General features: G+C 67.2%; 21 protein-coding genes. 6 read left to right on the plus strand and 15 right to left on the minus strand.

Translation table 11 applies throughout. The features are described 5' to 3' along the window. Positions 1-22 precede the first annotated feature (22 nt). A complete protein-coding gene (locus tag AC3WMA_RS13545; RefSeq protein ID WP_492285871.1) occupies positions 23-1516 on the minus strand; it encodes an amidase in 1494 nt (497 codons plus the stop codon). Between the two features lie 250 nt (positions 1517-1766). Between AC3WMA_RS13545 and AC3WMA_RS13550 the strand changes: the two genes are divergently transcribed. Then, the gene (locus tag AC3WMA_RS13550) at positions 1767-2465 is read left to right on the plus strand and encodes a carbonic anhydrase (RefSeq protein ID WP_492285872.1); all 699 of its coding nucleotides are present in this window, start codon (positions 1767-1769) and stop codon (positions 2463-2465) included. Positions 2466-2614: 149 nt separating this feature from the next. Here the strand turns inward: AC3WMA_RS13550 and AC3WMA_RS13555 are convergent, their stop codons facing one another. After that, positions 2615-3544, minus strand: coding sequence for a site-specific tyrosine recombinase XerD (locus AC3WMA_RS13555; protein WP_492285873.1), 930 nt, complete (start codon positions 3542-3544; stop codon positions 2615-2617). A 256-nt stretch (positions 3545-3800) separates the two neighbouring features. Next, positions 3801-3953 (minus strand): histidine kinase, encoded by a 153-nt coding sequence (locus AC3WMA_RS13560; RefSeq protein WP_492285874.1) that lies wholly within the window; start codon positions 3951-3953, stop codon positions 3801-3803. A 176-nt stretch (positions 3954-4129) separates the two neighbouring features. Here AC3WMA_RS13560 and AC3WMA_RS13565 point away from each other — a divergent pair, with 176 nt between their 5' ends. Both AC3WMA_RS13565 and aroB read left to right on the plus strand, forming a co-directional pair. After that, entirely contained in the window at positions 4130-4729 is a 600-nt protein-coding gene (locus AC3WMA_RS13565; protein ID WP_492285875.1) for a shikimate kinase, read from the plus strand. Next, positions 4726-5871 (plus strand): 3-dehydroquinate synthase, encoded by a 1146-nt coding sequence (aroB, locus tag AC3WMA_RS13570; RefSeq protein WP_492285876.1) that lies wholly within the window; start codon positions 4726-4728, stop codon positions 5869-5871. The genes AC3WMA_RS13565 and aroB overlap by 4 nt, the downstream gene beginning before the upstream one ends. Before the next feature lie 6 nt (positions 5872-5877). On the opposite strand, the gene AC3WMA_RS13575 is transcribed toward aroB, so the two are convergent. The 11 genes from AC3WMA_RS13575 to AC3WMA_RS13625 form a co-directional block, all read right to left on the minus strand. Next, positions 5878-6213 carry a DUF1330 domain-containing protein gene (locus AC3WMA_RS13575; RefSeq protein ID WP_492285877.1) on the minus strand — a complete coding sequence of 112 codons (336 nt, stop codon included), beginning with the start codon at positions 6211-6213 and terminating at the stop codon, positions 5878-5880. A 101-nt stretch (positions 6214-6314) separates the two neighbouring features. Next, positions 6315-7424, minus strand: coding sequence for a calcium:cation antiporter (locus tag AC3WMA_RS13580; RefSeq protein WP_492285878.1), 1110 nt, complete (start codon positions 7422-7424; stop codon positions 6315-6317). A 122-nt stretch (positions 7425-7546) separates the two neighbouring features. Beyond that, the gene (locus tag AC3WMA_RS13585; protein WP_492285879.1) at positions 7547-9358 is read right to left on the minus strand and encodes a glucan ABC transporter ATP-binding protein/ permease; all 1812 of its coding nucleotides are present in this window, start codon (positions 9356-9358) and stop codon (positions 7547-7549) included. 86 nt (positions 9359-9444) lie between these two features. Further along, on the minus strand, positions 9445-9732 hold the full coding sequence (locus AC3WMA_RS13590) for a hypothetical protein (protein ID WP_492285880.1): 288 nt from the start codon (positions 9730-9732) through the stop codon (positions 9445-9447). 5 nt (positions 9733-9737) lie between these two features. Next, positions 9738-10748, minus strand: a complete 1011-nt coding sequence (locus tag AC3WMA_RS13595) for a WD40 repeat domain-containing protein (protein ID WP_492285881.1) — start codon at positions 10746-10748, stop codon at positions 9738-9740. A gap of 14 nt (positions 10749-10762) precedes the next feature. Beyond that, positions 10763-11725, minus strand: a complete 963-nt coding sequence (locus AC3WMA_RS13600; protein ID WP_142114002.1) for a CobW family GTP-binding protein — start codon at positions 11723-11725, stop codon at positions 10763-10765. Positions 11726-11768: 43 nt separating this feature from the next. Beyond that, the gene (locus tag AC3WMA_RS13605; RefSeq protein ID WP_492285882.1) at positions 11769-12722 is read right to left on the minus strand and encodes a metal ABC transporter substrate-binding protein; all 954 of its coding nucleotides are present in this window, start codon (positions 12720-12722) and stop codon (positions 11769-11771) included. Positions 12723-12756: 34 nt separating this feature from the next. Then, on the minus strand, positions 12757-13632 hold the full coding sequence (locus AC3WMA_RS13610) for a metal ABC transporter permease (protein WP_492285883.1): 876 nt from the start codon (positions 13630-13632) through the stop codon (positions 12757-12759). A 22-nt stretch (positions 13633-13654) separates the two neighbouring features. Continuing rightward, the gene (gene aztA, locus AC3WMA_RS13615) at positions 13655-14389 is read right to left on the minus strand and encodes a zinc ABC transporter ATP-binding protein AztA (protein ID WP_492285884.1); all 735 of its coding nucleotides are present in this window, start codon (positions 14387-14389) and stop codon (positions 13655-13657) included. Positions 14390-14399: 10 nt separating this feature from the next. Beyond that, positions 14400-14549, minus strand: a complete 150-nt coding sequence (locus tag AC3WMA_RS13620) for a hypothetical protein (RefSeq protein WP_492285885.1) — start codon at positions 14547-14549, stop codon at positions 14400-14402. A gap of 64 nt (positions 14550-14613) precedes the next feature. Continuing rightward, a complete protein-coding gene (locus AC3WMA_RS13625) occupies positions 14614-16248 on the minus strand; it encodes an OpgD/OpgG family glucan biosynthesis protein (RefSeq protein ID WP_492286105.1) in 1635 nt (544 codons plus the stop codon). 221 nt (positions 16249-16469) lie between these two features. Between AC3WMA_RS13625 and AC3WMA_RS13630 the strand changes: the two genes are divergently transcribed. The 3 genes from AC3WMA_RS13630 (at position 16470) to AC3WMA_RS13640 (ending at position 20214) form a co-directional block, all read left to right on the plus strand. Next, positions 16470-17438: a TAXI family TRAP transporter solute-binding subunit gene (locus AC3WMA_RS13630; protein ID WP_492285886.1), complete on the plus strand. Its 969-nt coding sequence runs from the start codon at positions 16470-16472 to the stop codon at positions 17436-17438. A 98-nt stretch (positions 17439-17536) separates the two neighbouring features. After that, a complete protein-coding gene (locus AC3WMA_RS13635; RefSeq protein ID WP_492285887.1) occupies positions 17537-19849 on the plus strand; it encodes a TRAP transporter permease in 2313 nt (770 codons plus the stop codon). Then, the gene (locus AC3WMA_RS13640) at positions 19846-20214 is read left to right on the plus strand and encodes a DUF1850 domain-containing protein (RefSeq protein ID WP_492285888.1); all 369 of its coding nucleotides are present in this window, start codon (positions 19846-19848) and stop codon (positions 20212-20214) included. Before AC3WMA_RS13635 ends, AC3WMA_RS13640 begins: the two co-directional genes overlap by 4 nt. A 112-nt stretch (positions 20215-20326) precedes the next feature. On the opposite strand, the gene AC3WMA_RS13645 is transcribed toward AC3WMA_RS13640, so the two are convergent. Beyond that, positions 20327-20566, minus strand: coding sequence for a hypothetical protein (locus AC3WMA_RS13645; RefSeq protein ID WP_377842721.1), 240 nt, complete (start codon positions 20564-20566; stop codon positions 20327-20329). Positions 20567-20585 lie beyond the last annotated feature (19 nt).

Below are 20585 nucleotides of genomic sequence, written 5' to 3' on the forward strand. Positions count from 1 at the left end.
GATTTGGAATGCGCGTCCGGGCTCAGGCGAAGCCCATGAAGTTCGGGCTCTCGCTGAGCGGTCGCGCCTTGGCGAGCCGGGCGAGGTCCGGCACCGGGCGCGCCGTCAGCGGATCGCCCGCGAGCGCCGCTTCAAGCGCCGCCGCCACCGCCAGCACCTTGGCGTCGCCGCCACGCGGCCCGACGATCTGCAAGCCGAAGGGCATGCCGTTGCGGTCGAGTCCGACCGGCAGCGAGATCGCGGGATGGCCGACGATGGTGACGGCATAGGCGGCCGCCAGCCAGTGGAAATAGGTCCGGGTCGGCTTGCCGTCGATCTCGGACGGGAACAGCTCGGTCCAGGGCCGCGGGCTCAGCGTCACCGCCGGCGAGAGGATGACGTCGTAATCCCCGAAAAAACGCTGCCAGTTCTGGTAGATCACCGTCTGCTGCTTCATCGCGCGGGTGACGTCGAGCGCGGAATAGCCCAGCCCCTCCTCGACATTGGCGCGCACATTCGGCCCGACCATGTCCGGCGTGTCGCGGACCTTGTCGAGATGGGCGGCGAGGAAGTTGCTCGCGCGCAGTATCTCGAAGACCTCGTCCGTGCCCTCGCAATCCGGCGTCGTCTCCTCGGCGGCGTGGAAGAGATGGCTGAAGGCCTTGGTCTTGTCGAAGAACGTGTCACGGATCAGGCGCTCGGTCGGCGCGAAGCCGAAATCAGGCGTCAGCGCGACCTTGAGCGAGGCGAGATCGATGGCATCCGGGCGGGCGAAATCCTCCGGCCGCCGCACGGTCTTGCAATGGATCGTCGTCGCGAGCGGGTCGGAGCCGGCATCGGAGACCATGGTCGAGAGCAGCAGGCAGAGATCCGGCAGGTTGCGCGCCATCGGGCCGAGCACCGGCAGCGGCGACCAGCCGAGCTGGCGCTTCTCGCTCGGCACCAGTCCGGGCGTCGGGCGGAAGCCGACGATACCGTTGAAGGCGGCCGGGTTGCGCAGGGAGCCGCCGGTATCGGAGCCGGTCGCCAGCGGCACCATGTTGGTCGCCAGCACCACGCCCGAGCCGCCCGACGAGCCGGCCGCGCTCTTCGAGGGATCGAACGGATTGCCGGTCGCGCCATACACGGCATTGCGGGTATTGGCGCCAGCGCCCCATTCCGGCGTGTTGGTCTTGCCGGCGATGATCGCGCCGGCCTTGCGCACGCAGGAGACGATGAGTTGGTCCTCTTTCGGCACGAAATCGCGATAGAGCGCGCTGCCATAGGTGGTGCGCAGGCCGGCCGTGTTCTCGAGGTCCTTGATGCCGATCGGCAGGCCGTGCAGGGCGCCCAGCGCATCGCCGCGCGCCGTCGCCTCGTCAGCCGCAAGCGCATCCTGGCGCGCCTTGTCGTCGTCGCGCGCGACCATCGCGTTCACCGCCGGGTCGATCGCATCCATGCGGCGGATGCAGCTGTCGAGCAATTCGCGGGCGGACAGCTTCTTGGCGCCGATGAGGGCGCGCGCAGCAACGGCGCTGAGATCGCAAGGTTCGGTCAAGGCAGGTCACTCCGGTGCGCTCAGCCCCGCGCAAGCGCCATGCCGCGCGGGGCAACCCTCGCAGACTAGGCGACGAGTCCGAGATGTCCATGACCCAACGGCGCATGCGGCCCCTTCCCCCCGCGCGGGTTCGTGAACGCTCCGCCGGCCCTTCAAAAGGCGCCTGGGCGAAGGCCGGCAGACGGGCTGAGCGATACCGCACCGCAACATCGACTTGACGAAGCCGCCGGTTTCCTGTTCGAGAGAGGCCATGGACAAGCCTGCTGAGCCATTCCCGCAGCGCCTGACGGAAGGCTATCGCTCCTTCCTCGACGATCGTTTCATCCGAGAGCAGAGCCGCTACGAAGAGCTCGGCGAGCACGGCCAGACGCCGCAGATCATGCTGATCGGCTGCTGCGACTCGCGTGTTTCGCCGGAAGTGATCTTCGATGCGAGGCCCGGCGAGATGTTCGTCGCGCGCAACATCGCCAATCTCGTGCCGCCCTTCCAGCCGGACGACCAGCTCCACGGCACCTCGGCGGCGCTCGAATACGCCATCCAGGCGCTGAAGGTGAAGCATATCGTCGTGCTCGGCCATGGCCGCTGCGGCGGCATCCGCGCCTTCGCCGACGACAGCCAGCAGGCGCTCTCGCCGGGCGACTTCATCGGCAAGTGGATCACCCTGATCTCGCCCGCCGCCGAGCGCACCGGCGGACGCGGCCGCAACGAGAGCTTCGAGGACTATCTGCAGCGTCTGGAACTGGCCTCGATCCAGCAGTCGCTTGCGAACCTGCGCACCTTCCCTTGCGTGCAGATTCTCGAGAGCAAGGGCCGCCTGCACCTGCACGGCGCCTATTTCGCCGTCGCCACCGGCGTGCTGATGATCCTCGACAACGCGACCGGCCAGTTCATCCCCGCCGTCGGCGAGATGCCCAAGCGCGTCCAGCAGATCCGCTGCTCCGAGGCGTGATCTCCGCACGTCATCCCGTGCGCGCTGCGGCGTGAAGCGCTGCGGCGCAGACACGGGATCGTCTCCCGGAAAAGCACCTTCTCGTTATGCGATCCCGCATCTGCGCAGCAGCACTGCGTGCCGCGGCGCGTGCGGGATGACATCCCGCCTCACTCCCCGTCCGCGAGGGGGTGAAGATCGCGCACCATGCTCTTCAGGCGCTCGTCGAGGACATGAGTGTAGATCTGCGTCGTCGCGATATCGGCATGGCCCAGCAGTTCCTGCACCACCCTGAGGTCGGCGCCGTTCTGCAGCAAATGGCTGGCAAAGGCATGGCGCAGGACGTGCGGACTCAAGGCCGCCGCCGAAAGCCCGGCCGCCCCGGCCAGTGACTTGAGGTCCCTGGCGAAGACCTGCCGCGTCAGGTGCCCGCTCTCGCCCTCCGACGGGAAGAGCCAGCGCCCATCCGCCGCTTCGGCTTCCTTCAGCGCCTCCAGCCAATCCCGCGCCGCGCCGCGTGCCGCATCGTTCAGCGGCACCAGCCGCTCCTTTTCGCCCTTGCCGCGCACGATCAGGAAGCGCTCGCGCGTCGTCGCCGCCGATAAGGGCAGCGCGATCAGCTCGGACACACGCAGGCCCGTGGCATAGAGCATCTCGACGAGGCAGCGCATGCGCAGGGCCTTGAGGCGGGCTGCCTTCGATATCCCCTCCTGCTCGCAGGCGGACCGCGCCGTCTCGAGCAGGCGGTCGACATCCCCGACCGTCACCACCTTGGGCAAGGGTCGTCCGAGCCTTGGCCCTGAAATCGCAGCCGAAGGATCGGTACCCGCCAGCCCCTCCGTATAGAGGAAGCGGTGGAACTGGCGCACGGCCGAAAGCCGCCGCGCCGCCGAAGACGCCTTGAGCCCGCGCGCCGCCAGATCGGCGAGCCATCCCCGGATATTCTCCGCCGTGGCATCGCCCGGCGCCTTGCCGCCGAGGAATTCGATGTAATCCGCGATGTCGCGTTCATAGGCGTCGAGCGTGTTGCGCGCCGCGCCGCGCTCGGCCGCCAGCATGTCGAGAAAGGCGTTGAGCCGCTGGCGCCCCAGCCGGCTCATTGAGGGCCTCTAACAAAACTGGGAGAGGTCTCGACGCCGGCAATTCGTCCGCTCCGCCAGGAGCGGGGTGAAGCCGATACCGTTGGTATCGGCAAGCGCCGCGACGCCGCGGGCGGTCGAATTCCCGGCGCCGAAGGTGGGCTTTGGAGGGCCGCCTGCGGCGTCGGAGCGACTTGCCGATATCCAAGGATATCGGCTGCGCGCTCCTCCTGGCATGCGGCTCCTCCAAAGCCCATCGAGACCCCTCCCAGTTTTGTTAGAGGCCCTTAGGCTGCAATTTTGAAGGGGGAACGATCTCGATCATCTCGCGCTGGACCGGCTGGACGAAGGTGACGAGCGCGATCATGCCCCCGAAGATCAGCCCGGCGATGATCCCTATGAAAGCCAGGAAACGGAACAGCGTCGGCACGTCGGGCGGACTCTCGCAATCGCTTGGGTGCGCACGATCCCGGCACCGGGCTTGACTATCCCTGATCGCAACCGGCTCGCGCAAGGGCAGGCGAGCCACAGCCTCGTGCAAACCGCGTGACAGGGGCATGACGCAGCTGCCGGCCGGTGCTACAGCCGTGCCGAGGACACATTACCATGACCGCCGCCGCTTCCGTCGCCACGCCCGATATGACCGATCTCCGCGCCGCCCTCGGCCAGCGTGCGATCGTGCTTGTCGGCATGATGGGCTCCGGCAAGAGCTCGGTCGGCCGCCGGCTGGCCGGGCGCCTCGGCCTGCCCTTCGTCGATGCCGATACCGAGATCGAGACGGCCGCGCATATGACGATCCCCGAGATCTTCGCGCAGCGCGGCGAGGCCGAGTTCCGCGAGGGCGAGCGCCGGGTCATCAGCCGCGTGCTGACCACGCGCGCCCCGCTGGTGTTGGCGACCGGCGGCGGCGCCTTCATGAATGCCGAGACGCGCGAGCGCGTGAAGGAACTCGGCATCGCGGTCTGGCTCAAAGCCGAACCTGACGTTCTCATGCGCCGCGTCCGCAAGCGCTCGAACCGGCCGCTGCTCCAGACCGCCGATCCCGAAGCGACCTTGCGCCGGATGCTGACCGAGCGCGAGCCGGTCTATGCACTGGCCGACATCACCATCCTGTCGAGCGACGAGCCTCATGAAGTCGTGGTCGGCGAAACCATCGCCGCATTGGACGACTATCTGCGGCTGGCAGCCGGAGCGACAGCATCATGACCGCCGCCACGCCCGAGAAGACCGGCGCCCGCATCGTCGTCCCCGTGGCGCTCGAAGGCCGCGGCTACGACATCCATATCGGCCGCCACCAGCTCTGCGAGGCCGCGGCCCTGATCGCCGCCTTCGCGCCGGGCGCCAAGGCGGCTCTCGTCACCGACGAGAGCGTGGCTGCCCTGCATGGTGCCGCCTTCGAGACCTGCCTGCAGCAGGAAGGCATCACGGCGACCCGCATCACCATCCCGCCGGGCGAGGCCTCGAAGTCCTATGCCCAGTTCGTCACGCTCTGCGATGCGCTGCTGGCCGCCAGGATCGAGCGCAATGACCTCGTGATCGCCTTCGGCGGCGGCGTCGTCGGCGACCTCACCGGCTTCGCGGCGGCCGTCCTGCGGCGCGGCGTGCGCTTCGTGCAGGTGCCGACCACCTTGCTCGCCCAGGTCGATTCCTCCGTCGGCGGCAAGACCGGCATCAACTCGCCTCATGGCAAGAACCTGATCGGGGCCTTCCACCAGCCGGCTTTGGTCATCGCCGATACCGCGCTCTTGGACACGCTGAGCGAGCGCGAGTTCAAGGCCGGCTATGCCGAGGTCGTGAAGTACGGGCTGATCGACGACCCCGATTTCTTCGACTGGTGCGAGGCGAACTGGAGCCGCGTCATCGCCGGCGGGCCGGAGCGCGACCATGCCGTCGCCGTCTCCTGCCGCGCCAAGGCCGCGATCGTCGCCCGCGACGAACGCGAGGAAGGCGACCGCGCCCTGCTCAATCTCGGCCATACCTTCGCCCATGCGCTGGAACGGCTGACGAATTACGAGTCCGCCCGCCTCGTCCATGGCGAGGCCGTGGCGATTGGCCTGGCACTCGCTTTCCGCTTCTCGCAGCGCCTCGGGCTATGCTCGGGCCAGGATGCCGGCCGCGTATCGCGCCATCTCGACCATGTCGGCTTGCCCAGCCGCTTGCGGCAGGTGCCGGGCGGTGCCGGCAGCGCCGAGGAGATCGTCAACGCCATGGCGCAGGACAAGAAGGTCAAGCGTGGCGTGCTGACCTTCATCCTCGCCCGCGGCATCGGCAAGAGCTTCATCGCGCAGGGCGTCGCGGCCGATGAAGTGCGCGCCTTCATCGAGGCGGAACTCGCCTCGAAGGACTGAAGCCGGTCAGACGAGCCCGGCCTTCGCCAGGAAATCGGTCGCGCGGTAGCCCGGCTCGACGCCGTGGACCAGCATCGCCGTGCCGCGCGAATTCTCGGTCCTGAGCGGCAGGATCGCGCGGTATTCCGGCGAATCGTACCAGGCGCGAGCCCGGTCCATGTCCGGAAAGGCGATGAGCACGAGATCGCCCGGCCACGGCCCCTCGACGATCTCCGGCGTCATGCCATGGATCAGGAAGCGGCCGCCATGGGGGTCGAGCGTCGCGTCGATGCGGGCGATGTAGTCGACGATCTCCGGCCCGAGCCGGACATCCTGCAGATGGGCGATGGCATAGGCGGTCATGGTTCTCTCCTGCAGATCGCGGCCGGAAGGCCGTTCGTTGCGGAGGACCATGACGCGTGAAGCGAATGGGGTCGATTACCACAGGGGTAATCGCGCTGCGATTACGGACTGAAGACCAGCACGAGGAAGACGAAGAACACGGCGAGATGCACCGCCCCTTCCAGCATGGTCGTGCGCGTGCCGGTGAAGGTCAGGGTCGAGAGCAGCAGCGTCATCGCCGCGATCACCATATTGGTCGCCGACAGGCCGAGCACGACCGGCTGGCCGGTGAAGACGCCGATCAGCAGCACGGCCGGCACGGTCATGCCCAGCGTCGAGGTCGCCGCGCCCAGGCAGAGATTCACGGCGCGCTGCAGCTGGTTCGAGGTGATCGCCCGGAGCGCCGCGATGCATTCCGGCGTGAAGACGACCATCGCGATCAGGATGCCGCCGAGCGCGGCCGGCGCACCGAGCTTGGCGATGCCGAAATCGAGCACCGCCGCCAGGCTCTTCGAGAGGATGACGATCGGCAGGATATTGGCGAGCAAGAGCCCGATACGCGGCAGCACCTCGCCCGCCGCCGAAGGTGAAACCGGCTCGCCATCCGCGTCGACGGCAATGACCGGCTTACCGTCCTCGTCCGGCTCGCGAAAGAACATGCTGTGCCGACCGGTCTGCAGCGCGAGGAAAGCGCCGTAGAGCGCCACCGTGAAGATCGAGAAGGCGATGGCCTGGAACGAGGTCAGCGTGCCGTCCGGCGTCGATGTCGTGAAATTGGGCAGGAAGAGTGGGATCACCGTCAGCGGAATGATCACGGCCAGATAGGACGACGCGCCCTTGAGGTTGTAGCGCTGCTGGAAATGCCGGAGGCCCCCGATCAGCAGGCCGATGCCGACGACGCCGTTGAGCACGATCATCAACACAGCGAACATCGTGTCGCGGCCGAGCGTCGGTGCGCCCTTCGCACCAAGCATGACGGCGCCGACCAGCGCCACCTCGATGATGACGATCGAGAGCGTCAGGATCAGCGTGCCATAGGGCTCGCCCAGCCTTTCGGCCAGCTCCTCGGCTTCATGCACCACGCCGAAGGACGACCAGATGATGACGCCGAGCAGCCAGAGGAAGACGAAAAGCGACGGCAATGGCGCGCCGAGCTGGCCGAGCAAGGTGTCGCCGAACAGAAGGAAGGCGGCAACCGAGGCCCAGGCACAGGCAAGGCGGAGGATCATCATCGTTCGTCGTCACTCGGGATCGCGGGCGGGAAAGGCTCCAGTCCAATAAGCGGGAAAGGCGACATCGGCGCAACGCCTGATCGCGCCTGCGACCCCCGAAACGGCTCGAAAAACGCCGCTCGTCAGCCCGGCAGGATCTTTTGCGCGAGCGGGCTCGGCGTGTCCTCGGCGTGGGCCGACTTGTCGCTGACGAGATACTGCGCCCGCGCCAGCGCCGCGAAGCGTCCGCCCTTGGCGACGAGCTCATCGAAAGTGCCCATTTCCTCGACCTGCCCCTGCTCGAAGACCAGGATGCGGTCGGCATTGCGGATCGTCGCGAGACGGTGCGCGATGACGAAGGTGGTGCGGCCCTTCATCACCTCTTCCAGCGCCTTCTGCAGCTTGACCTCGGTCGCGGCGTCGAGCGCGGATGTCGCCTCGTCGAGGATCAGCACCGGCGGGTTCTTGAGCAGCGCGCGGGCGATCGAGAAGCGCTGGCGCTCGCCGCCGGAGAGCGTGCGGCCGCGCTCGCCGACCAGCGTGTCGAGACCGTCGGCCTGGCGCGCCATCACCTCGGCGGCCTGGGCGCGTTCCAGCGCCTGCATCATCTCGGCATCGGTGGCGTCCGGCTTGCCGACCAGCAGGTTCTCGCGGATCGAGCGGGCGAACAGCATCGGCTCCTGGAAGACGACGCCGATATTGCGCCGGAGCGAGAGCAGCGAGATCTCGCGGATATCCATGCCATCGACGGTGATCCGGCCCGATTGCGGATCGAAGGCGCGGTGCAGCAGCCCCAGCGTCGTCGACTTGCCCGAACCGGTCGAGCCGACGACGGCGATCGTCTCTCCGGGCTTCACCGCGAAGGAAACGTCGCGCACCGCCGCGCGCTTGCCGTCATAGGAGAAGGAGACGTCCTCGAAGGCGACCGCGCCTTCGAGCCGGCCGGGGTCCTTGGCGCCGGGCTGGTCGCGCACGCTCGGCAGCGTGTCGAGCACCTCGAAGAACTCCCGCATCTTCGGCGCCTGCATGAAGATGAAGTTCACGAAGCCGACGATCTGCTCGAGGCGCCCGACCAGCATGGTGGCGAAGCCCATGAAGGTGACGATTTCGCCGACCGTGGTCTGGCCATGCATCAGCAGCCAGGTGCCGACGATGAAGATCAGCAGCACGGTCAGCGTCGCAGAGGCGCGCGTCGCGACATTGGCCACCGCCCACCAGGACAGGACCGGCAATTGCGCCGCCAGCACATTGGCGATGGTGGTGCGCAGGCCGCGCACCTCGGCCTCGATGCGGGTGAAGCTCTGGATCACCGGCACGTTGCCGAGCGCGTCCGAGGCCCGCTCCGCCAGGTTGGAGTGATAGGCCTCGACATTGCTCTGCAAGCGGTCGGTCTTGCGCAGCACATAGGCCGTCAGCGAGCCGAACAGCACCACCAGCGCGACCAGCAACAACCCGAGCTGCCAGTTCTTCCAGATCGTGAAGGGCAGGAGCACGAACAGCGCCACGGCAGAGGCGCAATGCTCGCGGAAGAAGGACAGCCACAGCCCCCACATCGCATTGGTGCCGTCGAGCATCACCTTGAGCACACGGCCGGAATGGGTCTGCGTGTGATAGGCCAGCGGCAAGGTGAGCGCATGTTCGAAATAGCGCGCCATCACCATCAGGCGCGCGCGATGGGCCAGTCGGTCGGCATGCAGCGCGACGAAGACGCCGAGCGCGATATTGGTCAGGCCGAAGCCGACCCAGGCGACGATCAGCAGGTTGATGCTGGCCCAGGTCAGCGCGCCGCCCGAGGCCTGGATCGTGGTCAGACGGTCGATTAGCGCGCCGAACAGCATCGGCTCGGCAAAGGCGACCGCCGCCAGCACGATATTGGCCAGCGCCAGGATGACGCCCAGCCGCCTTTCCGGACCGAGTTCGCCGAGGACGCGGGCATAGAGCGAGAGCAGAGACATCGCGTGGAGCTTTAGCGAAACCGGCGCTGGCGGCAAGCGGTCATCCAACTCGTCGCTCAGGCGTCCCTGCCGAACGGTATGAAGCCCTAAGTGCGGAGCGCCTCCGCCAAGGCGTCCGCCGTCACCTCGGCCATCGCCATCTGCAATTTGTAAGCGCGGGTCTTCTCGCCCGGCTTCATCACCAGGATCACCGTCTCATTGCCCGGGCAGGCAGGGTCCGCACAGATGATCTCGTTGACGGCGATCGCCGCCGTCTCGGGCAGGCCGAGCAATTCCCGGACCTCCCCCTTCAGTCGTTCGGCCAGCGCCTTGGCTTCGGCCTTCGCATCGCCGCCCTTGCGGGTCTCAGGCTTGCCGAAGAGACCGAAGCGCATGCCGCTCAGCTCGGCAGGACGAGCACGCCGGCCGCGCCGTCCTCGGCGCCGAAGGCGAGCCGCTTGCCGGCCTTGTCCCAGGCGAAGGCGCTGATCCCGCTGTCGCGCAGAGCCGGCCGCACCAGCAGTTCGGAGCCGTCGGTCAGCCGGACCATCAGGATGCAGCCATCGTCATAGCCGATCGCCAGCACCAGCGCGCCCGGATGGAAGGCGACGCGAGTGACGCGAGCATGGCGCACGCCGCACTCGCGCGGCGCCTTGCCTTGGGGCCCATCACCCTGGAACGGCCAGACGATCGCGCCGTCCGCCCCGCTCGACGCCAGCCAGAGCCCATCATGCGACCAGGACAGCGAGCGCGGCTTGGCTGGATAGCCGGTCATCCGCATATGGCCGGGCTTGTCGCCGAGTTTCCAGCCATGCAGCGCGTTCTCCTGCATGGATGAGACGACGAAGCGCCCATCCGGCGACCAAGCGACATCGATATGCGAGCCCTTCCACTCCAGGAATTCCGGCTTCGCCTCGGTGTTCGGATACCAGAGCGAGACGCCGTTCATCTGGGCGATGGCCACGCGGTAGCCCTTCGGCGCGAAGACGAGGCCCTGCGGCGTGCTCGCCGCCTCCAGCGTGCGGATGCGGCCCTTCTCGTCGCGGGCCTGCACGGTCTTGCCGGTGTTCCAGGCGAGATTCCCTGATGGAGACAACGTGATCGCGTCGATCCAGCGGCGCCTCTGGTCCTTCGCGATCTCTTCAGGCTCGCCCTCGAACCGCGTTGCGACGACGCGTCCGTCATCGCCGCCGGAGATCAGGCGCTCACCGTCGCCGGTGGCGCAGAGAATGCCGCCGGCATGGGCCTCGACGCTGTCGACGAGGGCGCCGTCGCGCCAGCGCAGCACGCGCCCGTCGGCCAGCGCGAGTACGAGCCCCTGCTTCAGCCAGTGGGCCGCGACGACATGCGTCTCCGCAGCGATCGGGGTGACATGCTCGCGCAGCGAGACGGGTGGGGTCATCGTCGTCATGACGCGGCTTTAACTCAGGCCGCGCAGGCTTCAAACCCCTTGCGCAATTCGTTCTCGTTGAGATCGCGCCCGATGAAGACGAGGCGGCTCTCGCGGGTCTCGCCATCCTTCCAGTCGCGCTGCAGGTCGCCGTCCAGGATCATGTGCACGCCCTGGAAGACGAAGCGGCGCGGCTCGTTCTTGAAGGCCAGGATGCCCTTGGAGCGCAGGATGTTCGGCCCCTGGATCTGGGTGAGGTCATTGATCCACGGCATGAACTTCTCGGGATCGACGTCGCCCGGCACGGTCAGCGAGATCGAGCGCACATCCTCGGCATGGTGATGGTGATGCCCGGCTTCGAGGAAATCGGGCTCGATATCGAGAATACGGTCGAGATCGAAGGCGTTGCGGTCGAGCAGGGCTGCAATATCGACATTGGCGCGCTCGGCCTTGTGCAGCTTGGCATAGGGGTTGATCGCGCGGATCGCAGCCTCGACATCGGCGAGCTCTTCCGCCGTCACGAGATCGGTCTTGTTGAGCACGATGACATCGGCGAAGGCGATCTGGTTCTTGGCCTCCGGCGCATCCTTCAAACGATCCTTCAGCCACTTGGCGTCGGTCACGGTGACGACCGCATCGAGGCGGGTGGCGTCGCCGACATCCTGATCGACGAAGAAGGTCTGCGCGACCGGCGCGGGATCGGCGAGACCGGTGGTCTCGACGATGATCGCGTCGAACTTGCCCTTGCGCTTCATCAGCCCGTCGAGGATGCGGATCAGGTCGCCGCGCACGGTGCAGCAGATGCAGCCGTTATTCATCTCGAAGATTTCCTCGTCGGCACCGACGATGAGGTCGCCATCGATACCGGCCTCGCCGAACTCGTTGACGATCACGGCGAATTTCTTGCCGTGGTCCTCGGTCAGGATGCGGTTGAGGAGCGTGGTCTTGCCGGCGCCCAGATAGCCGGTGAGCACCGTGACGGGGATTTTCTCGGACATGGCTTGACCTGAATGACTGCGACGCGAGGAGGACACCGCCCGGTCAGGCCGGGCCGGCAGTCAGCGCCTTTTCGATCTCGCTTATATTGTGCTTCATCATCCGGATGTAAGTCCCCGCCGGCCCGCTCTCGGCCGAGAGCGCATCCGAATAGAGCCGGCCCCCGACCTTGGCGCCGCTTTCGCGCGCGATCTGCTCGACGAGGCGCGGATTGGTGACGTTCTCGAGGAAGACGGCCGGGATTTTCTGCGTCTTCACCTGCCGGATGATGCGGGCGACATCCCTGGCGGAGGCCTCGGCCTCGGTCGAGACGCCCTGCGGCGCCACGAATGCGATGCCATAGGCCTTCACGAAATAGCCGAAGGCGTCATGGGTGGTGATGGCCTTGCGTCGTTCTGCAGGAATACGCGCGATGGCGGCCTTCACCTCGCCTTCGAGCTTGTCGAGCTCGGCGAGATAGGCCGTGGCATTGGCCTCGTAACTCGCCTTGCCGGCCGGGTCGGCCGCGCTGAGCGCATCCCTGATATTCGCGACATAGAGCTTCGCATTGGCGACGCTCTGCCAGGCATGCGGATCGTCATGGCCATGGGCATGCGCATGGCCGCCCTTGCTCTTGTCGTCATGGTCGTCATCGGCTTCGAGCGGGGTGATGCCCTTCGTCGCCTCGGCCATCGTCGCCTTGGTACCCGAGGATTTCATGAGACGCGGCAGCCAGCCCTCGAAATGCAGGCCGTTGACGAGGACGAGCTTCGCCGCGGCCATCGCCTTCGCATCGGCCGGCGTCGGCGAATAGACATGAGCGTCGCCGTCAGGACCGACCAACGTAGTGACACTGACGCGGTCGCCGCCGACCTGCCGGGCGAAATCGCCAAGGATCGAGAAGCTCGCCACGACCGGCAGTTTCGCTTGTGCGCTGTCTTGGGCAAAGGCACCGAACGGCGCGGCGACTGCGGCAAGCCCGAGAGCGAGGCCGACGACGAGGGCGCGACGGTTGGGCATGGGCGACTCCAAGAAATGAAACGATATAACGTTTCTATCTCTGGAGATGGGCGCGAGGCAAGAGGCGGCGCGCAAGCCCGTCCTGCGAGCCGAACAGGAGCGAGCCGATATAGATCGCTCCTGCGGCGAGAATAATCGACGGCCCTGCCGGCAGGCTCGACCCCGCCGCATAGGACACGACCAGCCCGGCATAGCCGGAAACCATGCCGAAACCGGCCGCGAGAAGCAGCAGCCGCGTGATATCCGCCGTCCAGAAGCGCGCGGCGGCAGCCGGCAGCATCATCATGCCGACGGCGAGCAACGTCCCCAGCGCATGGAACCCGGCCACCAGATTGAGCACGACCAGCGCGAGGAAAGTGAGGTGAACGAACCCGCCGGAGCGGCTGACCGAGCGCAGGAAGCCGGGATCGACGCATTCCAGCACCAAAGGCCGGTAGAGCGCCGCCAGCGACAGCAGCGATACGGTCGCCACGCCGGCGAGCAGGACCAGGACCTGATCGTCGAGTGCCAGCACATTGCCGAAAAGCACGTGCAGGAGGTCGATCGCCGAGCCCCTGAGCGAGACGATGGTCACGCCAAGCGCCAGCGAGATCAGGTAGAAGGCGGCCAGCGAAGCGTCCTCCTTGAGCACGGTCGCCCGCGCCACGGCGCCGGCCGCCAGCGCCACCGCGAAGCCGGCCGCGAGACCGCCGATGGTCATCGCCGGCAGCGAGAAGCCGGCGACGAGATAACCCAGCGCCGCGCCGGGCAGGATCGCATGCGCCATGGCGTCGCCGGTCAGGCTCATCCGCCGGAGCATCAGGAAGACGCCGATCGGCGCGCCCGAAACGGACAGCGCCACAACGCCGACAAGCGCGCGCCGCATGAAGTCGAATTCGGCGAAGGGGCCGATGAGGAGGTCGTACAGCATCGGCTTGGCCTGCTTGGACGGATCAGGCGGCGTCGCGCTGGCAGGGAACGGCGTGGCTGTCGAAAGCCTCGACCATGCGCCGCGCCTTCAGCAGGTTCTCGGGCGTCAGCACGGCCGCGGTCTCGCCCCAGGCCACGGCCTCGCGCGCCAGCAGCAAAGTCTGCGGGAAAGCCTGCCGCACCGTCTCGATATCGTGCAGCACGGCGACCACGGTACGGCTCTCGCCATGCCAGCGTCGGACCAGGTCGAGCAGGTCCGCCGTCGTGCGCGCATCGATCGCGGTGAAGGGCTCGTCGAGCAGGATCACGTCGGCATCCTGCAGGAGCAGCCGCGCGAACAGCGCTCGCTGCATCTGTCCCCCGGACAACGTGCCGATCGGCCGGCTCTCGAAACCGGTGAGGCCCACGGCCGCGATGGCATGCTCGATCTTGTGGGCAGCGCCCGCACCGATGCGGCCGAAGATGCCGGCCCGGTTCCACAGCCCCATGGCGACGAGATCGTAGACATGGATCGGGAAGGAGCGGTCGAGATCGGCCGATTGCGGGAGATAGGCGAGCCGCTTGCCCTTGGCGAGCGCAACGCCACCGGACAGCGGCGCCAGCGCCCCGGCGATACCCTTGAGGAGGGTCGACTTGCCGGCGCCGTTCGGCCCGACGATGGCCGTCAGGCTCCCGGCCGCGATATCGCCGGAGAGGTGATGGACCGCCGGATGGCGATCATATCCCAGCGTCAGGTCGGTCAGGCGGATGGCGGACATCAACGCAAACTCACAGGATCACAGCCAGCGTCGCCAGCCAGAGCAGCGCGACGACGGCAGCGGCCAATCCCACGCGCGTCCCCGCCGACAGACGCAGCAGCGACCACCCCGGAGCTTCCGAGGCAGCGCGATGCGTAGGGTGGGCGTGCGCGTGAGCCATGGGAAATGATATAATATTACGTGCACGCTGGAGCAAGCATGATTCCGCGCCGCGCCCCCAGCCCTCAGAACGGCTGGTATTGATAGAGCCAGGTCTCGGTCAGCACGGTATCGCCCGCCTTGAGATAGCAGCGCATCTCCACTGGCTCGCTGCCACCCACGGAGAGGTCGAACTGCGCGCGCCAATGGCCGGGCACGTCGTCCGGCACCGCTTCCGTCAGGATATAGGAAAAGCTGCCGCGCGAGGTCGAGAGCACGACCTCCGGTTTCACGCCGAAAGGGATCGCCTCCAGCGCAGGCCCCAGGAACTCGACCATGAACTTGCGCACGCCCCGCGGCCGCGCCGTCCCCGGCTGGCCGCCATTGCCCAGGCGCGTCGCGACGACACGTCCAAGCTTCGTCGGGAAGGGCTCGTCGGCGAGCCAGTGCAGCGTGTAGCGGAACTGATAGGCATTGCCGGCCTTGGCAGGGCCTTCGGGCACCCACATCGCGACGATATTGTCGTGGATCTCATCATCGGTCGGGATTTCGATGAGCTGCACCGCCCCCCGGCCCCATTGCCCGTCGGTCTCGACCCAGAGGCTCGGACGGCGCTCGTAATGCACGCCGTCGAGATAATGCCCGGCCTCGCGATCCCGCTGCATCAGGCCGAAGCCGCGTGGATCGCTGTCGACGAAAGACGAGGCCATGGTGTGCGGGGGATTGTTGAGGGGGCGCCAGGCGCGCTCGCCCGGCCCGGTCCAGAGCGCGAGCCCGTCGGAATCATGCACCTCCGGACGCCAGTCGATCGCCGTCTGCTTCGCGGTCTCGGAATACCAGAACATCGAGGTCAGCGGCGCGATGCCGAGCCGCGAGACATCCTTGCGCAGATGCAGCGCGGTCTCGATCTCCATCGTGACGCCCTTGCCGCGATGCATGCGGAAGCGATAGGCGCCGGCCAGGCTCGGCCCCGACAGCAGGGCATAGATCACGACATATTCGGCGCCCGCCTGTGGCGTTTCCAGCCAGATATGGGTGAAGTCGGGGAATTCCTCGGTCTTGCCGGAGACCGCCGGGTCGATCGCGACGCCGCGCGCCGACAGGCCGTACTGGTAGAGTTCGCCGATGGCGCGGAAATAGGAGGCGCCGAGGAAGGCGACCCAGTCGTTCGTCTTCCAGTCGAGCGCCTCGCCATCGCGGCCGGGATGGCCGCTGCGGCTTTCCTGCAGGCGGAAGCCGGCGAAGCCCGCCCCGGCCGGCAGGTCGCGCGCCGGCGAATTCGCCGGCATCTCGAAATAGTCGGCATCGTAGACGATCTCGCGGGCCTTCCCGCCCTCGACGACATGCATCCTGACCGGCTTCTGGAAGAAGCGGCCGAGATGGAAGAACGTCACCGGCCAGGGCGAGGGTCCCTCCGCCCAGAGCGCTGCGTCCGGCTTGAACCGGATCCTGCCATGGGCGTCGTAGTCGATCCGCTGTATCACGTCGGGTCGCGGGCTCGGCGGGGCCTCATAGGGCTTGGCCGCCATCTCCTTCGCCCGCGCCTTCAGCGCCTCGAAGGTGAAATCCCTGCTATCGCCAAGCTTGAGCCCCTGTTGCGCCAGCGCCTCCGGCGCGAAGCCGAGCGCCGCCAGCGTGGCTGTCGCACCCGCACCTGCGAGAAGAGTCCGTCGGTCGAGGCGAAGCCCCTGGCTGCTACCCTGCTCGGCGCGGTCCTGCATGTCGTTCCTGGTCACTCGTTGCTCGGAGGCACGGCCGCCCGCCATGACGAGGCGCCCGCGCGAAACCGGAGATAGGCAGCCAATCATGGCGAAACCAGTCCGGCCCTTCGGCTAAAGGCGGACTGCCACCTGTTGTCGAACGCTTCCCCTTTGCGGTTCAGCATGCTCTAAAAAACGCGACAACTGGCCGCATGAGCCGGAGCGACCTTCAGGGAGATGACATGAAAACACTGTTCCGCAACCGCCGCCTCGCCGGCCTTGCCGCCGCAGCCCTTATCGCCACGGCCCCCGCCACGGCTCGGGCCCAGGAGTTCGTCAACGTCCTCACCGGCGGCACGTCGGGCGTCTATTATCCGCTCGGCGTCGCGCTCTCGAAGATCTATGGCGAGAAGATTCCGAATGTTCGCCCGACCGTGCAGGCCACCAAGGCCTCGGTCGAGAACCTCCAGCTCCTGCAGCAGGGCAAGGGCGAGATAGCCTTCACGCTCGGCGATTCGCTCGACGCAGCCTGGAAGGGCGACGAGGAAGCCGGTTTCAAGGCGCCGCTGAAGAAGCTGCGCGGCATCACCGCGATCTATCCGAACTACATCCAGATCGTCGCCTCGAAGGATAGCGGCATCAAGACGCTGGCGGACCTGAAGGGCAAGCGCCTATCGGTCGGCGCGCCGAAATCCGGCACCGAACTCAATGCGCGCGCCATCCTCGCCGCCGCCGGCATGTCCTACAAGGATCTCGGCAAGATCGAGTATCTGCCCTTCGCCGAGTCGGTCGAATTGATGAAGAACCGCCAGCTCGACGCGACCCTGCAATCGGCGGGTCTCGGCGTCGCCTCGCTGCGCGACCTCGCGACCTCCGTCGAGATCACCGTGGTCGAGGTGCCCGCCGCCGTCGTCGACAAGGCCGGCCCGCCCTTCGTCAAGGTCTCGATCCCCGCCAATACCTATACCGGGCAGACCGCCGCCGTGCCGGCCGCCGCCGTGGTCAACTATCTCGTGACCCATGAGGGCATGAAGGAGGAGACCGTCTACCAGATGACCAAGGCGGTCTATGACAACCTGGCCGATCTCGGCGCCGCCCACGCTGCCGCCCGCTCGATCAAGCTGGAAAACGCGCTGGAAGGCATGCCCCTGCCGCTGCATCCGGGCGCCGCGCGCTACTTCAAGGAAAAGGGCCTGAAGGTCGGTTCCTGAACCGCACCTTCCCACCGCAATGACGGGCGAGGCCGGCCTGACCGGTCTCGCCCTTTTCCATGCCGGGGGCGCCGGCATGAGCCCAGGGGCACAGCAGCATGAGCCGCGACGAAACCAGACCGCTTGCAGAGCAGGATCTCACGGGAGCGCCCGCGCCGGCGGCTGCGCCCTATGATCCCGAGCACGGCCTGCCGGCCACCTTCGGAACCGGCTGGAAGGGCCGGCTGCTGTTCTGGCTGGCTGTCACCTTCTCGGCCTTCCAGGTCGTCACCGCCTTCGGCATCCCGCTCGATTTCCGGCTGATCGGCTCCGTCGCCTGGCTGACGCCGATCACGCTGATCCGCGTCGCCTTCGTGCTCTGGCTCGCCTGGATCGTGCTCGGGCTCGTGCGCGGGCGTCCGATGCTCGAAGCCGCCATCGCCTTTCTTGCGCTTCTCGGCGCCTTCGAGCTGGTCTCGCTCTATACCGGCACGCTGCCCAACCAGGTGTTGCGCACCGTCCATGTCGGCTTCCTCGCGCTGATCGCCTGCGGGCTGCTCGCCAATGCCGACGAGACGGCGCCGCCGGCCCGCGCCTTCTGGTGGGCGGTCGGCATCATCGGCTTCGCCGTCGGTCTCTACCACTGGTGGAACTACATGGAGCTCGTGAACCGCGCCGGCGAACTCACCGACGCCGACATGGTCGTCGGCATCGCCGCGCTCGCGGTCCTGTTCCTGCTGGTCTGGCGCGCCATGGGCATCGCCCTGCCGCTCGTCGCCGGCACCTTCCTGGCCTATTGCCTGTTCGGCCGTTACCTCCCGGCACCGTTCGACCACCGCGGCTACAGCCTCGAACAGGTCATCGAGCAAATGGCCTTCGGCACCGAGGGCCTCTACGCCACGCCGACGGCGGTCTCGGCCACCTTCATCTTCCTTTTCATCCTGTTCGGCGCCTTCATGGAGCGTGCCGGCGTCATCGATTTCTTCAACGATATCTCGATGGCGGTGTTCGGCGGCAAGCAGGGCGGACCGGGCAAGGTCTGCGTCGCTTCGTCGGCGCTGATGGGAACGGTCTCGGGGTCCGGCGTCGCCAATGTCGTGGCCTCCGGCCAGTTCACGATTCCCCTGATGAAGCGCTCGGGCTTCAACGGCGCCTTCGCCGGCGGCGTCGAGGCGACCTCCTCGATGGGCGGCCAGATCATGCCGCCGGTCATGGGCGCCGTCGCCTTCATCATGGCCGAGACCATCGACGTGCCCTATTCCAAGATCGTCGAGGCCGCGATCATCCCAGCCTTCCTCTATTTCGCCGCCTGCTACTGGGCGGTGCATCTGGAGGCCGGCAAGCTCGGGCTCACCGGCATGCCGAAATCGGAACTGCCGAGCGCCCGCGCCGAACTGCGCAAGAGCTGGTACCTGATCGCGCCGCTCCTGGTGCTGGTCTATCTCCTGTTCGCAGGCTTCACGCCGCTCTTCGCCGGCGCGATCGGCCTAGCCCTCACCGTCGCCCTCATCCTCGCGCTGGCGATTTCGGCCGGCCTTGCCACGCCCGCGCTGCGCGTCGTCTTCTGGGTCGGTTTCGCGCTGATCTCGGCCGCGTCGATGGCGATCAGCGTCGCGACCGTGCTCGGCGTCGTCCTGCTGCTCGTCATCTGGAACGTGCTCCGCGGCCGCTCTGGGCGCGAGGTTCTGACCGCCTGCATCGAAGCGCTCGCCGACGGCGCGCGCCAGGCCCTGCCGGTCGGCCTCGCCTGCGCGCTGGTCGGCATCGTCATCGGCACCATGACGCTGACCGGGATCGGAACGATCTTCGGCTCCTGGCTGATCGGCATCGGCAAGGAGAGCATGTTCCTCGCACTCGTCCTGACGATGATCTTCAGCCTGATCCTCGGCATGGGCATCCCGACCATCCCGAACTACATCATCACCTCCTCGCTCGCCGCGCCGATTCTGCTGCAGCTCGACGTGCCGCTGATCGTCAGCCACATGTTCGTCTTCTATTTCGGCATCATGGCCGACCTGACCCCGCCGGTGGCGCTGGCCGCCTTCGCGGCGGCGCCGATGGCCAAGGTCTCCGGCATGAAGATCGGCGTGCAGGCGGTGAAGATCGCGCTGCCCGGTTTCGTCGTGCCCTATATGGCGGTCTACGATCCCACGCTGATGCTGCAGCCAGTCGCGGGCCTGACCGGTGCCGGCTACTGGCTCGCCGTCGTCTACATCGTCGTCAAGGCGACGCTCGCCATGCTGCTCTGGGGCATGGCCTTCGTCGGCCAGTTCATGCGCGCCCTGTCGATGTGGGAGCGGATTCTGGCGGCGGTCGGTGCCGGCTTCCTCGTCGCCGCCGTTCCGCTGACCGACGAGATCGGCTTCGCCATCGCGGCCGTGATGATCGGCCAGCATCTCTGGCGCATCCGCACGGCGAAGATCGCCGCATGAGCCTGTGCCTCGCGGCCGGCGCGCTCGTGGTAGTGCTCGGCCGGGGCGAGATCACGCTGGGCTGGCGCCATTCGGTGCAGAAGACGCTCTGGGAAGAGGTCTGGCGAGAGACGCCCGCCGGGCTCGAAATCGTCGAGGCGCGGATCGAAGGCTCGGGCGCCGGCATGGACCCGCCTGACGGCGCGAAGCTCGTCGACGGCTTCTGGCGCTGGCGCCCGGCTCTGCCGCTGCTGAAGGAAGTAGTGATGCGCCGCTCCGGCGCGACGGCCGACTGGCGCATCTGCACGGCATCGGGCTGCCGCGCGATGGGAGACTATCTCCCGGCGGATGCCGACCCGGTCACGTTGAAGATCTGCGGTAAGTAGCGCCGTCATTCTCGGGCGGAGCGAAGCGCAGACCCGAGAATCTCTTGAAAGCGAGGCGCGGGAGCCTCTTTCGGCATGAGATGGCCGGGTCAAGCCCGACCATGACGCTTGATCAATCGACCTCGGTCAGGTGCTCGATCTTGAGCATGCGGCGCATCAGGTTGACCAGGCCGTACCCGGCAAAGACCGAGAAGATCGCCATCATGATGTATTCGAAGATGGTGCCGAGTTCGAACAAGCCGGCCAAGGCCCAGCCGGCCGCCAGCGCCACGCCGAACAGCTCGACGGCGATCAGGATCCCGAACGAGGAGACCATGATCAGGTTGCGCCAGTTCATATGCCGTCCGGCCATGCTGTCCTTCCTTCACGCG

The organism is Allobosea sp. FW305-C-101, from assembly GCF_058783685.1.

Excerpts from the sequence above, each read along its gene's own strand:
- AC3WMA_RS13550 (WP_492285872.1), top strand. The coding sequence starts at position 1,767 with ATGGACAAGCCTGCTGAGCCATTCCCGCAGCGCCTGACGGAAGGCTAT.
- AC3WMA_RS13555 (WP_492285873.1), bottom strand. The coding sequence starts at position 3,544 with ATGAGCCGGCTGGGGCGCCAGCGGCTCAACGCCTTTCTCGACATGCTG.
- AC3WMA_RS13565 (WP_492285875.1), top strand. The coding sequence starts at position 4,130 with ATGACCGCCGCCGCTTCCGTCGCCACGCCCGATATGACCGATCTCCGC.
- aroB (WP_492285876.1), top strand. The coding sequence starts at position 4,726 with ATGACCGCCGCCACGCCCGAGAAGACCGGCGCCCGCATCGTCGTCCCC.
- AC3WMA_RS13575 (WP_492285877.1), bottom strand. The coding sequence starts at position 6,213 with ATGACCGCCTATGCCATCGCCCATCTGCAGGATGTCCGGCTCGGGCCG.
- AC3WMA_RS13580 (WP_492285878.1), bottom strand. The coding sequence starts at position 7,424 with ATGATGATCCTCCGCCTTGCCTGTGCCTGGGCCTCGGTTGCCGCCTTC.
- AC3WMA_RS13585 (WP_492285879.1), bottom strand. The coding sequence starts at position 9,358 with ATGTCTCTGCTCTCGCTCTATGCCCGCGTCCTCGGCGAACTCGGTCCG.
- AC3WMA_RS13590 (WP_492285880.1), bottom strand. The coding sequence starts at position 9,732 with ATGCGCTTCGGTCTCTTCGGCAAGCCTGAGACCCGCAAGGGCGGCGAT.
- AC3WMA_RS13595 (WP_492285881.1), bottom strand. The coding sequence starts at position 10,748 with ATGACGACGATGACCCCACCCGTCTCGCTGCGCGAGCATGTCACCCCG.
- AC3WMA_RS13600 (WP_142114002.1), bottom strand. The coding sequence starts at position 11,725 with ATGTCCGAGAAAATCCCCGTCACGGTGCTCACCGGCTATCTGGGCGCC.
- AC3WMA_RS13605 (WP_492285882.1), bottom strand. The coding sequence starts at position 12,722 with ATGCCCAACCGTCGCGCCCTCGTCGTCGGCCTCGCTCTCGGGCTTGCC.
- AC3WMA_RS13610 (WP_492285883.1), bottom strand. The coding sequence starts at position 13,632 with ATGCTGTACGACCTCCTCATCGGCCCCTTCGCCGAATTCGACTTCATG.
- aztA (WP_492285884.1), bottom strand. The coding sequence starts at position 14,389 with ATGTCCGCCATCCGCCTGACCGACCTGACGCTGGGATATGATCGCCAT.
- AC3WMA_RS13620 (WP_492285885.1), bottom strand. The coding sequence starts at position 14,549 with ATGGCTCACGCGCACGCCCACCCTACGCATCGCGCTGCCTCGGAAGCT.
- AC3WMA_RS13625 (WP_492286105.1), bottom strand. The coding sequence starts at position 16,248 with ATGCAGGACCGCGCCGAGCAGGGTAGCAGCCAGGGGCTTCGCCTCGAC.
- AC3WMA_RS13630 (WP_492285886.1), top strand. The coding sequence starts at position 16,470 with ATGAAAACACTGTTCCGCAACCGCCGCCTCGCCGGCCTTGCCGCCGCA.
- AC3WMA_RS13635 (WP_492285887.1), top strand. The coding sequence starts at position 17,537 with ATGAGCCGCGACGAAACCAGACCGCTTGCAGAGCAGGATCTCACGGGA.
- AC3WMA_RS13640 (WP_492285888.1), top strand. The coding sequence starts at position 19,846 with ATGAGCCTGTGCCTCGCGGCCGGCGCGCTCGTGGTAGTGCTCGGCCGG.
- AC3WMA_RS13645 (WP_377842721.1), bottom strand. The coding sequence starts at position 20,566 with ATGGCCGGACGGCATATGAACTGGCGCAACCTGATCATGGTCTCCTCG.